General features: G+C 41.8%; 13 protein-coding genes. 3 read left to right on the forward strand and 10 right to left on the reverse strand.

Going from position 1 to position 12,034, the window contains the following annotated elements:
* Nucleotides 1-117: 117 nt before the first annotated feature.
* The 3 genes from ACMVDV_RS02665 to secF all read left to right on the forward strand — a co-directional run bounded on the left by ACMVDV_RS02665 (nt 118) and on the right by secF (nt 3,487).
* Nucleotides 118-615, forward strand: a complete 498-nt coding sequence (locus tag ACMVDV_RS02665; protein ID WP_416157097.1) for a hypothetical protein — start codon at nt 118-120, stop codon at nt 613-615.
* A gap of 104 nt (nt 616-719) precedes the next feature.
* Nucleotides 720-2,564 (forward strand): protein translocase subunit SecD, encoded by a 1,845-nt coding sequence (secD, locus tag ACMVDV_RS02670; protein ID WP_416157098.1) that lies wholly within the window; start codon nt 720-722, stop codon nt 2,562-2,564.
* The gene (secF, locus tag ACMVDV_RS02675) at nt 2,561-3,487 is read left to right on the forward strand and encodes a protein translocase subunit SecF (protein WP_416157099.1); all 927 of its coding nucleotides are present in this window, start codon (nt 2,561-2,563) and stop codon (nt 3,485-3,487) included. Before secD ends, secF begins: the two co-directional genes overlap by 4 nt.
* 59 nt (nt 3,488-3,546) lie before the next feature.
* Here secF and ttcA read toward each other — a convergent pair whose 3' ends face one another.
* The 10 genes from ttcA to ccoO form a co-directional block, all read right to left on the reverse strand.
* Nucleotides 3,547-4,452: a tRNA 2-thiocytidine(32) synthetase TtcA gene (ttcA, locus tag ACMVDV_RS02680; RefSeq protein WP_416157100.1), complete on the reverse strand. Its 906-nt coding sequence runs from the start codon at nt 4,450-4,452 to the stop codon at nt 3,547-3,549.
* An 86-nt stretch (nt 4,453-4,538) separates the two neighbouring features.
* Nucleotides 4,539-5,462, reverse strand: a complete 924-nt coding sequence (uspE, locus tag ACMVDV_RS02685; protein WP_304184636.1) for a universal stress protein UspE — start codon at nt 5,460-5,462, stop codon at nt 4,539-4,541.
* Between the two features lie 105 nt (nt 5,463-5,567).
* Complete coding sequence (locus tag ACMVDV_RS02690) at nt 5,568-6,302, reverse strand: FNR family transcription factor (protein WP_416157101.1); 735 nt, start codon at nt 6,300-6,302, stop codon at nt 5,568-5,570.
* Nucleotides 6,303-6,343: 41 nt separating this feature from the next.
* Nucleotides 6,344-7,015 carry a sulfite exporter TauE/SafE family protein gene (locus ACMVDV_RS02695; protein ID WP_416157102.1) on the reverse strand — a complete coding sequence of 224 codons (672 nt, stop codon included), beginning with the start codon at nt 7,013-7,015 and terminating at the stop codon, nt 6,344-6,346.
* The gene (gene ccoS, locus ACMVDV_RS02700) at nt 7,008-7,175 is read right to left on the reverse strand and encodes a cbb3-type cytochrome oxidase assembly protein CcoS (protein ID WP_145233504.1); all 168 of its coding nucleotides are present in this window, start codon (nt 7,173-7,175) and stop codon (nt 7,008-7,010) included. Before ccoS ends, ACMVDV_RS02695 begins: the two co-directional genes overlap by 8 nt.
* Complete coding sequence (locus tag ACMVDV_RS02705; protein ID WP_416157103.1) at nt 7,172-9,547, reverse strand: heavy metal translocating P-type ATPase; 2,376 nt, start codon at nt 9,545-9,547, stop codon at nt 7,172-7,174. The genes ccoS and ACMVDV_RS02705 overlap by 4 nt, the downstream gene beginning before the upstream one ends.
* 10 nt (nt 9,548-9,557) lie before the next feature.
* Complete coding sequence (locus ACMVDV_RS02710) at nt 9,558-10,049, reverse strand: FixH family protein (protein WP_416157104.1); 492 nt, start codon at nt 10,047-10,049, stop codon at nt 9,558-9,560.
* 136 nt (nt 10,050-10,185) lie between these two features.
* A complete protein-coding gene (gene ccoP / locus ACMVDV_RS02715) occupies nt 10,186-11,163 on the reverse strand; it encodes a cytochrome-c oxidase, cbb3-type subunit III (protein ID WP_416157105.1) in 978 nt (325 codons plus the stop codon).
* Complete coding sequence (locus tag ACMVDV_RS02720) at nt 11,160-11,345, reverse strand: cbb3-type cytochrome oxidase subunit 3 (protein ID WP_304184623.1); 186 nt, start codon at nt 11,343-11,345, stop codon at nt 11,160-11,162. Before ACMVDV_RS02720 ends, ccoP begins: the two co-directional genes overlap by 4 nt.
* A gap of 6 nt (nt 11,346-11,351) precedes the next feature.
* Entirely contained in the window at nt 11,352-12,026 is a 675-nt protein-coding gene (gene ccoO / locus ACMVDV_RS02725; protein ID WP_304184653.1) for a cytochrome-c oxidase, cbb3-type subunit II, read from the reverse strand.
* Nucleotides 12,027-12,034: the final 8 nt, after the last annotated feature.

The following is a 12,034-nucleotide window of genomic DNA, read 5'->3' on the forward strand; positions in this document are numbered from 1 at the left end:
GATCCGTGCTTGTTTAGCCGCAGGTAGTAAGCTTGCGGCTTTTTTTATCGTAAATTAGCTATTGAAATAGTATGATTCAGCCTCATTAATAAGCTAGTTCACTTTTTTGATAATAAAATGATTCGCTTTCGCTTAGTCCTTACTGTATTACTGATGTTTGCTGCACTTTTTAGTGTGCAGGCAACTGCTGCCAGTAGCATGGCGGTAATTCAGACACAGCCGAGCGTATTGGTTGGAGCAGAGGTTTTTTCGCAGTTCAGTGATTTTCAACCTAAAGCAGCCAACACAGCAGTATCCAGCCACTTATCTGTAAGTAAACAAGTCGCCATGTTAGCTGCGGATCAACAACCGCAAGGATCTGGTTTTGAATCATTGCAACCACGTTTAACGGTTAGCAACTCGTCATTATTTTTATATCCTAGTCAAGTAGAGCCAAATTATGCGGCAATATTTGAGTTTTTTGTGCCAAGCCTTGCGCGGCAACTCTACTTACAGCCTCTTGAACCACCCACACGATTACCTTGGTTTGTATCTTATGATGGTAAAAAGTCACGTTTGAGTGGTTGGAAAGACGCTAATTTACAGTATCGGGCAGTCCTTACCTACCACAGTTAATTCTTCCAGTTAATTTTTCGGTGTTTTAGCGATTTCGCTAAAGCAGTAAATAACTGCGCCTATCTGGCGTGAAGCCTATGCTTTGATAGGCTTAAGGAAGAAGTATGTTAAAAAAATCATCAAAAAAACCGCTGTTGCAGCGTTTTAAAATAAGCTATATGGCGATGCTTTTAGCGCTGATATTACTGACTATTAGTGCCTTACCAAATTTATATCCTGCAAAATCGTGGCTGCATGTTACACCGCAACAGCCGTTACACTCCGAGCTACTAGCGATTGATACGCAAAAAAATGTCATTGATTTTTTAAATCAACACGGCTTTATTGTCGAGCAATCCGTGCAGTCATCACAGCAGCTACCTTCATTAAATGTGCTACTTCAAGAGCCCACCAAAAGCGCAGCAGCGCAACAAGCGTTAAAAAGTGAGTTTGCGCAGTTGCATGTAAAAATAGTGACTCATCAAACAAGTCCTGACTGGCTACAAAGTTTAGGATTAGCGCCGATAAAACTAGGGCTTGATCTCAATGGTGGCGTGCTATTTGTATTAGATGTTGATTTAGCTAAAGCACAACAAGAACAACTTGATAGCGCTTATGAGCAAACAAAAACGATTATTCGTGATCAGAAAGCCAGAGGGGTCCGCGTACAGCAAAATGCACAGGGGTTTGAATTGCATGCACTGCCAGCGGCTCAAGATGAATTACTTGCAGTGCAAGCGCAGCTATTAAAGCGTTTTGAACGTTTAGCCGCGACTGTGCATGCACAAGGTAAGTTAACAACAGTGGCATTTAGCTTTAGTGAACAAGGCAGTAGCGCGTTTGCTAAAGAGGTGATGAGTCAAACCTTGACTACTCTGCGTGGCCGTATTGAAGAATTAGGCATCACAGAAGCGGTAACCCAACGTCAAGGCAAGCAACGTATCCGTATTGAACTGCCCGGTGTACAAGATCCTACAGAAGCAAAGCGGATCATTGGTGCAACGGCATCGCTTGATTTTTATCAACTAAAAGAATATGGCGGAAAAACCTTTACTCTGCAGAATGGGGGGACCATCAACCTAGATCCCATTGCTATTTTTTCAGGTCAGCATATTAATAATGCTCATGCTGGGCGGGATGAATGGGGAAAACCATTAGTACAGCTAAGTCTTGATAGTCAAGGTGGCGAAGCTATGTCGGCGTTTTCAAAACGTAATATCGGTAAACCAATGGCTACGGTGTATTCTGAATATTACAAAAATGCCCAAGGCAATGTGGTTAAAAAAAGTGAAGTGATCAATGTGGCTAATATTGCCCAGCACTTGAGTAGTCAATTTAGTATTACTAATATGCAAAGCCCACAAGCGGCGCAAGATTTAGCGTTATTACTGCGAGCTGGATCACTGACGGCTCCGGTGACCATAGTGCAAGAGCAAACCATTGGACCCAGCCTAGGGGCCGATAATATTAACAACGGGTTAGCCGCTTTAATGTTAGGCATGGGTATTACATTAGCCTTTATGGCGCTGTGGTATCGCCGTTTAGGGCTGGTGGCGAATATTGCCTTATTGCTGAATTTAACCGCCTTGGTTGGATTAATGTCGCTGTTGCCTGGCGTGGTGCTCACTTTACCAGGGATTGCAGGTTTGGTACTGACGATTGGTATGGCTGTTGATACCAATGTTATTATTTTTGAACGTATCAAAGAAGAGCGCCGCAAAGGCCGTGCGCCATATCAAGCAATAGAGCAGGGCTATAAACAAGCTTTCAGCACTATTTTTGATGCCAATATTACCACTATGATCACCGCTATTATTTTATACGGTATTGGTTATGGGCCAATCAAAGGTTTTGCAATTACGCTTGCTTTGGGACTGATAACCAGTGTGTTTACCGGTGTTTATGTATCGAAGGCATTGAGCCAAACGTTGTACTTAAAATTAGCTAGTAAACAAGGAGCCCGCGTATGAATATTACAACTGAAAAAATGAGCACAGCAACGCGTTTACGTTTATCTGGTTTGGTTTTATCTATCTTATTGGTGGTTTTTTCTGTACTAGGTATTGCTACCAAAGGATTAAATTTTGGCCTTGATTTTACTGGCGGATATTTAACCGAGTTTACTACCTCAGTGCCGATCAGTAAGGTTGAACTAGCCGCTAAAATTAGTGGTTATCATCCTGATAACTTTACCTTGAGTGCACAATCTAGCCAACACTTTCAGCTAAGAGAAGCAGAGCAAGCAAGTACTTCAGTGTGGCTCGCAACGGTTACGCAAGATGAATCGCTGGGTGCTGAAGTTGTGTCATCTTCTTACTTAGGCTCACAAGTGGGTGATGAATTATTTGAACAAGGGTGTTTGGCATTATTTGCAGCGATGGTTGCCGTGATGATTTATTTAGCGCTACGGTTTGAGTGGCGTTTAGCGCTGGGGGCAGTCGTTGCTTTAATGCATGATGTGATTGTAGTGGTTGGCTTATTTGCATGGCTACAGCTTGATTTTAACTTAACCGTGTTAGCGAGTTTGCTGGCAATCATTGGTTACTCCTTAAATGATTCTATTATTGTTGGCGATAGAGTGCGCGAGCTGCTGCGTTTAGATACTAAAAAGCAACAAGCTAGCGTGAATACAGTGATAGATGAATCGATTAAGAGTACTTTGACCCGTACCTTGATCACCTCTGGAACTACACTTGCGACGGTCGCAAGCGTTTGGTTATTGGCAGGTGCGCCATTACAGGGCTTTGCGATCGCTCTATTTGTGGGGATCGTGGTGGGTACTTTGTCATCAATTTGTATTGCTGCAACGTTACCGCAACTACTGGGTTTAAGACATGAGAACTACCACATTAAAATTGATGAACAGAGTCAAGCGTTAATGGATATGCCGTAACTGACAATAAAACAAAAATGCCGCGATAGTCGCGGCATTTTATTTTATAAGTTAATTTGTTAACTTAAATTAATCGTCACTACTTCAGCTGTTTCATCGTCGTTAAGCACAGGCTGTTTTGGGATATCTGGTTTATCAAGCGCAATATCACCACCATCTATCACTGCACCGGTTGTTAAGTTGGCGAAATCAAACAATTCATTATCTGCTAAGTGTGATGGCACCACATTTTGCATTGCTGTAAAAATACTCTCAATACGACCTGGGTGGTCAATATCCCACTGAGCAAGCATCGCTTTGGTATGTTTTCGCTGTAAATTTTCTTGTGAGCCACACAGGTTACACGGAATGATAGGGTAGGCTTGGCTGATAGCATATTGTTCAATATCAGTTTCTTTACAGTATGCTAATGGGCGAATGACCATGTGCTCACCGTTATCACTCATTAATTTAGGCGGCATGCTTTTTAGTTTGCCACCGTAAAACATGTTTAGGAACATTGTTTCAATCATATCGTCACGATGATGGCCTAAGGCAATCTTAGTTGCACCCATTTCATTTGCGGTACGGTATAAAATGCCGCGGCGTAAACGTGAGCATAGTGAACAGGTGGTTTTACCTTCAGGGATGATATCGGTGACAATACTGTAAGTGTCTTCTTCGACAATTTTGTATTCAATGTTTTGTGTGTCTAAATATTCTGGCAACACATGTTCAGGAAACCCTGGCTGCTTTTGATCTAGATTTACAGCAAAGAGATCAAACTTTATGGGTGCAACGCGTTGTAAATGCTGCAGCATATCCAGTAGCGTATAACTGTCTTTGCCGCCTGATAAACAGACCATGATGCGATCACCTGCTTCAATCATATTGAAGTCCATCACCGCTTGACCAGTTTGGCGACGTAAGCGCTTTTGTAACTTATTGAAGTTAAATTGCGCTTTGGCTTGAACAGAATGCGACATTACGGCCCCTTGAATACTATGCGTAAAATAAAGGGGCGTATTATATGCTGAAAGTGACAATGCTCAAAACTTATTTATTGACTAATTTATTTTGCTAATGGAGAAACATAGCCATCGGGTTTTAAGGCCAATACGTCACAATCAAGGCTGTCAATAACATGCTCTGCGGTATTCCCCACCAATGCCGCACTTAAGCCTGTACGGCCAACGGTACCAATGACAACAAGTTCACTGTTAAGGCGCTTAGCGACATCCGGGATCACATCCTCTGGTAAACCTTCTTCGATTATACAGTTTTGTTGACTAATTTGATGTTTGGCTGCTAATTCTTGGGTTGATTCAATATGGTGTTTTTTCACCGATTCATTGTAGACACTCGGATTAAACTCTGGAATTTCAATGGCGATATTCACAGGCGTTGCAGGGTAGGCGTTGACCAGATTTAAACTGGCGTTGGCAAGTTCACATAAAAATTGCGCGTCTTTAATAATGCGATGATTTAAATCAAGGTGTTGTTGGTTTTCACTGACGGCATTAACCGCAGCTAAAATATTCCCTTGCGCAGGCCATGCATGCTCTTTGACTAATAATACGGGGGCTGGACATTTACGAATTAAATGCCAATCAGTGGGCGTAAAAATAACGGATTTAAGGGTATCGTGCTGGTGAGTGCCTTTGACGACTAAATCAAACTGTTGATTGATAACTGTATCGATGATCGCCTCATAAGCGCGATTGTGCCAAACAACTTGGCTTTGGATTTTGACCTCTGGATACTGGGTCAAAATATCATCTACCCATAATTGACGGTCTTTTACGACTGCGTTACGCATTGCTTCGCGTTCATCCCCAGAGAGCATGGTCGTCATTTCATATGAAAAATCATAAATGCTCATGAAGGCGGTGATACTGGCACCGGATTTTTTAGCAAGTTCAATAGAGCGAGATAAACCATGCTGCGAATCAGTGGTTGGGTCGATAATAGCGAGGATCTGTTTGATCGTGTTCATAAGCTGCTCCTTTAACTACATTCTATGGTTAGTTAATACTTACAGTGTAACGCATTTCATGAGGAGTTAAAGTAACAGCAAAACATATGTTGCGCTAGATCAAGTTTATTTAGGATGAATTGCCGCGGCGGCTGATAAACCGTCACTATCTAAAATAGTGATAAATTTACCTTCCACTTTTATTAGCTGCGCTTTTTGAAAACGACTGAGTAAACGGCTAATAGTTTCAACGGTTAAGCCAAGATAATTGCCAATTTCGCCGCGAGTCATAGTAAAGCGAAACTCTTTGCGGGAAAAACCACGCTCACCGAAACGATTCGATAAATTATGAATAAAGCTGGCTAAGCGCTCTTCAGCCGATTTCTTATTCAGAGACAGTAACATTTCTTGATCGTAGTTAATTTCACTGCTCATCAAACGCATAATTTGTTGGCGTAATTTCGGCAATTTACCTGACAATTCATCTAATGTGTCAAATGGGATTTCACACACCATTGATGTTTCAAGTGCTTGAGAAAAGCTTTGATGAGTCATCTTATTTATTGCATCAAAACCAATTAAGTCTCCTGCCAAGTGAAAGCCAGTGATCTGTTCATCCCCTTGCTCTGAGAGGGTGTATGATTTAAATGAACCAGAGCGAACTGCAAAAATAGCGCTCAATGGGGCACCCAACTCAAACAGAAAATCACCTTTATGCAGTGGCTTTTTACGCTCGATGATTTCATCCAGTTTATCCAGCTCTTGACCATTGAGGGTAAAGGGTAAGCATAATTGGCTAATACTGCAGTCGTTACAGCTGATAGTGCAATTGTTTTTGGCTTTGTTGTGAGATAAATCCATGAGTTAAGTCCATAAAATGTTGTCACATTAATCTGTTAAGATTAATGCAGCAGCTGATCAGTTGCAATAATAAGTAAATAAACCCCATACCAAATAAGTACACTGCCCAGCACTATGCGTGCCCATGGGTGGTTTAATACTTTATGTAATATTTGTGCGCCCATGCCTATGCTTAACATGGCCGGAAATGTGCCAAGAGCAAAAAATAGCATGACTAAAGCGCCATCAGTGGCCGTTTTACTGGTCATCGCCCACGTTAACGCTGAATAAACTAAACCACACGGCAGCCAACCCCATAGTGCGCCATAAGCGATTGCCTTAGGTAATGAGTTGATTGGCATGATAAAGCGGTTTAGCTTTACCAAGTGCTGCCATACTAAGGTTTTTCCCAGCGATTCAAGCCATTGTAAGCTTACACCTAAACGCATGATATACAAGCCCACTAAGATCATAAATAGGCCACTTAGCAATGCTAAGGTTAACGCGCCCCAATGACTTTGGGTGGCAAAATGGCTGCTGATCCCTGCAACGAGTGCTCCCGCTAACATATAGCTGCCAGCGCGGCCGAAGTTATACGCAATAGAGTACTGCCATGGTCGGGTTTTATCTGTTGCTAATTGCAAGGAACTGGCAATACCGCCACACATCGCAATGCAGTGGCCGCTGCCAATTAATCCCATAATAAACGCGCTGACGAATAACGGATCAATCATTGCTTTTTTTGTGTTGCTCTTTGTCGTCTTCAAACAAAATACTATGACCTTGTTTGTTTAAATCTGAAAATTGTTCACCGCGAACAGCCCAAAAGAACACCCCAATTGCAATTAATACAAATAAAATAGCAATGGGGACTAGGATATAAATGATACTCATAACTTTAATAACCTCAGTGAGTTACTGATCACAATAATGGAACTTGCAGACATTCCTATGACTGCCATCCAAGGCGCCACAAGACCTAATGCCGCAAGCGGTAAGATAGAGCCATTATAGAGCAATGAGAGCGTTAAATTTTGCTTTATTATGCGGCGCGTTTTTTTCGATACCGTTAATAAATGATCGATAGCAGCTAAATCACTGTTGAGTAATACCACATCGGCGGTATTTTTGGAAATATCAGCGCCAGTTTCCATTGCAATAGATAAATGCGCGCTGTTAAACACCGGGCTGTCGTTGACACCATCGCCTACCATGGCGACAATTTCACCTTGGCTAGACCAGTGTTGTACTTCGCTTTGTTTATCTTCTGGCAAGCAGGCTACTTTAAAGCTATCAAGTTTGAGCTTCTTAGCAATTTGCTGTCCTGTATTTGAGGCATCCCCGGTTAGCATATGACAAGTTAAGCCTTGCTGCTGTAAAGAAGCGATTAACTGTGCTGCATTGTTTTTTATTTCATCAACAAAATAAAAGTTGGCAACCGGTTGTTGATCAATATAAAAAGTGGCTTGAGCATTGCTTTTTTTACTGTTAAACCAGCCGCTTTTACCCACTGCATAATGGTGCGTGTTATCTTCACCGGTAATACCCAGGCCTGGATGAACCTTAATATTGGTTAAATGGCGTTGCGTCGGTGTAAATTCAGTAAACGCAGTGGCAATAGGATGCTCAGAATAGCTTTCGAGTTGCGCAGCTAAGCCTAAAATTTGTTTTTTAGAAAGCGAGCCAGATAATAAATCGACGGCATCGAGTGTAAAACGTCCTTGCGTTAACGTGCCTGTTTTATCAAATGCAACGCGAGTTAATTGTGGCAGAGTCTCGAGCACATGCGATTGCTTAATGAGTATTCCTTTGCGAGTCAGCGTGGCCACAGCACAGGTTAATGCGGTTGGAATAGCTAAGCTTAGTGCACAAGGGCAGGTTGCTACAAGCACCGCAATAGTGATCCAAAATGCATGTTCTGGGTCAACCTGATACCAGCCTATTGCGGTGATCGAGGCAAAGATCAGTAAGCAGGCAACAAACCATTGTGCCACTTTGTCGGTAATTTCTACCAATTTTGGCCGCGTGGCAAGTGCACTGTGCTGAAGCTTTATTATCTGATTTAAAAGTGTATTTTGGCCAATTTTGTTGATGCGAATTTCAATCACACCATCATGATTTAGCGTTCCTGCAAAAACGTGATGCTCAATGTATTTATTAACAGGTAAATGTTCACCAGTCATCATAGACTCGTCAACTGTGGTGCTGCCCGCGCAAATAATGCCATCTGCTGGAATGGTTTCCCCGGCTTTAATTAATACCCGATCATCGAGTTGCAGCTTTTTAGCTGCAATAATATGTTCTTGGCCATTTTCATCCAATTTTCGTGCTGTAAGCGGTAATAATTTTTGCAAGTTAGCGGTAAATTCACTGGCTTTAAGACGCGCACGAAACTCTAAATATTTACCTAATAAGAGTAAAAAGGTAAACATACAAATAGATTCAAAATAGACTTCACCAACTGCCATAATTGTTGCATAGCTACTAGCGCCATACGCGCCAAAAATAGCCAACGAAACAGGTAAATCCATATTCAGTTGTTTTGCTTTTAAGCCATTAATTGCGTTGCTTAAAAAGGGCATCGCGCTGTAGAGAATAACTGGTGAGGCGAGTATTAGGCTGATCCAGCGAAAATACTGTTCAAAGTTTTCTTCCATGCCAGAAAACATACCAAAATACATGGCAAATGCGAACATCATCACTTGCATGGTCATTAAGCCTGCCACGCCAAGCCTGCGTATGTAGGCTTTGGCAACGAGTTGTTTTTGGCTTGCTTCAAGATCGGCTTGGAAAGGATACGCTTTGTAACCAATTTCAAGTAATGATTTGATTATTTCGCTCAGCGGCAAGGCATTTTTGTGCCATTGGATCATGGCACGGTTAGTTGAGGTGTTTACATCTACCCGTTTAACGGCTGGCATATTCAGCAGTTGTTTTTCAATAAGCCATGCACACGCGGCGCAAGTGATGCCTTCAACGGTGAGTAGCACTTCACTGACATCACCATTTGTGGCGATAAACTCATCTTGAATATCTTCATTATCGTAACTTTTGATCAATTCAAGCTGCTCAGGGATGAGCTGCTCAACTTTACCTGCCGTCACAGTTCTGAATTTATAATAATCGGTCATGCCTTGGGCGACAATGGTCTCAGCAACAGTTTGGCAGCCAATGCAACACATTGGCTGCGCGCTACCTTCTATAACAACCGTAGCACTAAAACCAGTTGGTACACTTTCAAGGCAATGAAAGCAGTTATTAGACATGATAGGGTGACTACTTATATTCCGGACTTATGGCAATACTTTGCTCACTTGGCAAAGTGATGTTTTCTTTTAGTTTCCAACTACCGTCGGTTGGCTCAATAAATACAGTATAAGTACCATTAATGTATGGTTCGATAATAGCGGTAAACTCACCATTCGCATTAGGTGTTAAATGGGTACTAAAATCATGATCCTGAATTGTGCGATGATAAAAAGACAGCTTTAGCGAGTGAATATTACTGGTATCACCTTTATTGAATTTAAAGCTTATCTTGTCGCTATCAACATGCAATTCACCGTGTAAATATAACGCTTTAGCTTTATCGAACTTACTTAATTCTAAGTTAATCGCTTTACCTTTTTTGTAGTAATCATCAACAACCATATCAGGGCCATTGCCGATTGCTGTGATAAACAAAGAAATACAACCAATGATGGCAACGAGTGGAAAAAAGATTAAGAACCAAGGCCAGAAATTTTTATACCAAGGAGTAGCAGTCATAAATACACTTAATTTGGTTACGATAAGCGCATTTTATAGGAATTTAATTGAAAAGACTAAAAAAAAGCCTCCAGATGGAGGCTTTTTTGATCTTAATTAAACTATTGAATCAAAACATTAATTTATAAACATTTCATTAACGTTTTGATTGTTTATCTAGCGATAAACTATATACATAAGCCGTTAATAGGTGGATTTTTTCTTCGCCTAAAATGTCTTTCCATGCTGGCATTACACCGGCACGGCCATTAATGATAGTTTCTTCAACAGCGCGTTGTGAGCCACCATAGAGCCAGATGTTATCCGTTAAGTCAGGAGCACCAAACGGTAGGTTATGAGCAACAGAACCTTTACCATCTGCACCATGACACGCGGCACACATGGCAAACTTAGCTGCACCGGCGCTTGCGTCTTTTTGGTTAACTGTACGGCCAGACAAGCTTAGTACATGAGCGGTCATTTCTTTAACGCCTTGCTCACCTAATGCAGCACCCCAAGGTGGCATTGCTGCAATACGACCGTGTAATAAGGTTTCTTTGATTTTGTCAGGTGTACCGCCGTATAACCAATCTTTATCAGTTAGGTTAGGAAAGCCTTGACCACCACGTGCATCTGAGCCATGGCACTGAGAACAGTTTTGTGCGAATAAACGCTGACCAATTTCCAGTGCTTTTTCATCAGTAGCAAGCGTTTCGATATCTTGCTGAGCAAAAGCGGCAAAAATAGGACCAAAACGCTTATCTGCTGCACGGTATTCCGCATCGAGCTTAACAAAGCGGCCATCGGCTTGCGCGTCTTCAACAGCTTGTTTAGATTCTGCTAAAGAAGTAATACCTTGATTAGAACTGGTCCATTTACCTAAACCTTCCCAGTTACCTAAACCTGGGTATGCGGCTAAGTAGTAAACTGACCATGCGAATGTTGCAAAGAACATGTAAGTCCACCACTTAGGCAGTGGGTTATTTAGCTCTTCAATACCATCAAATTCATGCCCACAGCTTTCACCTTCTTTAACGCCTGTGTAGTTTGTTAAATTCCACACAAGTAAGCCAAAAATGATAAATAAGCAGGCAAGGGTTAATACAATAACCCATATACTCCAAAAGCTAGTCATTTCTCAGACCCCTTTTCCTCGTTAGAGATTGTATCGTTATGCTTTTTCTCATCTTCAAAGATAGCATTTGCAGCGTCTTTAAAACGTGTTTTACTACGTTTGCTGTACGCCCACACAACAATGACAATAAATAGTACTAAAATTACCAGAGTTAAAATGCCTCTGTATGTTCCGTAATCCATAATTAATTACTTCAAGTGGGTGCCAAGTTGTTGCAAATAAGCGATAAGGGCTTGCATTTCTGTTGCACCTTTACCGTCATTCATTGCATCAACTTTGGCAACGTCAGCGATTAGTTCTTCATCACTACCATATCCTAAACCTGGGTGTGCTGGGTTTTCTGGATTGATAGCAAATGTATCACGGAAAATTTTAAGTTTTTTCAGAGTCAGGCTTGTATCAACGCGATCCTCTGCTAACCAAGGAAAGCCTGGCATGTTCGACTCAGGAACCACTGCGCGAGGGTCAACTAAGTGAGCGTAATGCCAGTCGTCCGAGTATCGTTTACCAACACGAGCAAGATCAGGGCCGGTACGTTTAGAACCCCATTGGAAAGGGTGGTCCCATACTGATTCGCCTGCCACAGAGTAGTGACCATAACGTTCAACTTCGTCACGGAAAGGGCGGATCATTTGCGAGTGACAGTTATAACAACCTTCACGTACATAGATATCGCGTCCTTCCATTTCAAGTGCATTAAGTGGACGTAAGCCATCTACAGGCTTAGTGGTATCGTCTTGGAACATTAGTGGCGTGATCTCTACTAATGCACCAAAGCTGATAGCAAAAACAGTCAAGATAGCCATAAGGCCGATATTCTTTTCGACTATTTCATGTTTATTTTGTGAATTTTTATTGCTCATCATCTCAC

The organism is Pseudoalteromonas sp. ASV78, assembly GCF_047806705.1.
In the GTDB taxonomy this organism is placed as follows: Bacteria; Pseudomonadota; Gammaproteobacteria; order Enterobacterales; family Alteromonadaceae; genus Pseudoalteromonas; species Pseudoalteromonas prydzensis_A.

Bases quoted from the DNA above. Each gene is read 5' to 3' on its own strand.
- ACMVDV_RS02665 (WP_416157097.1), top strand. From the start codon at position 118: ATGATTCGCTTTCGCTTAGTCCTTACTGTATTACTGATGTTTGCTGCA.
- secD (WP_416157098.1), top strand. From the start codon at position 720: ATGTTAAAAAAATCATCAAAAAAACCGCTGTTGCAGCGTTTTAAAATA.
- secF (WP_416157099.1), top strand. From the start codon at position 2,561: ATGAATATTACAACTGAAAAAATGAGCACAGCAACGCGTTTACGTTTA.
- ttcA (WP_416157100.1), bottom strand. From the start codon at position 4,452: ATGTCGCATTCTGTTCAAGCCAAAGCGCAATTTAACTTCAATAAGTTA.
- uspE (WP_304184636.1), bottom strand. From the start codon at position 5,462: ATGAACACGATCAAACAGATCCTCGCTATTATCGACCCAACCACTGAT.
- ACMVDV_RS02690 (WP_416157101.1), bottom strand. From the start codon at position 6,302: ATGGATTTATCTCACAACAAAGCCAAAAACAATTGCACTATCAGCTGT.
- ACMVDV_RS02695 (WP_416157102.1), bottom strand. From the start codon at position 7,015: ATGATTGATCCGTTATTCGTCAGCGCGTTTATTATGGGATTAATTGGC.
- ccoS (WP_145233504.1), bottom strand. From the start codon at position 7,175: ATGAGTATCATTTATATCCTAGTCCCCATTGCTATTTTATTTGTATTA.
- ACMVDV_RS02705 (WP_416157103.1), bottom strand. From the start codon at position 9,547: ATGTCTAATAACTGCTTTCATTGCCTTGAAAGTGTACCAACTGGTTTT.
- ACMVDV_RS02710 (WP_416157104.1), bottom strand. From the start codon at position 10,049: ATGACTGCTACTCCTTGGTATAAAAATTTCTGGCCTTGGTTCTTAATC.
- ccoP (WP_416157105.1), bottom strand. From the start codon at position 11,163: ATGACTAGCTTTTGGAGTATATGGGTTATTGTATTAACCCTTGCCTGC.
- ACMVDV_RS02720 (WP_304184623.1), bottom strand. From the start codon at position 11,345: ATGGATTACGGAACATACAGAGGCATTTTAACTCTGGTAATTTTAGTA.
- ccoO (WP_304184653.1), bottom strand. From the start codon at position 12,026: ATGAGCAATAAAAATTCACAAAATAAACATGAAATAGTCGAAAAGAAT.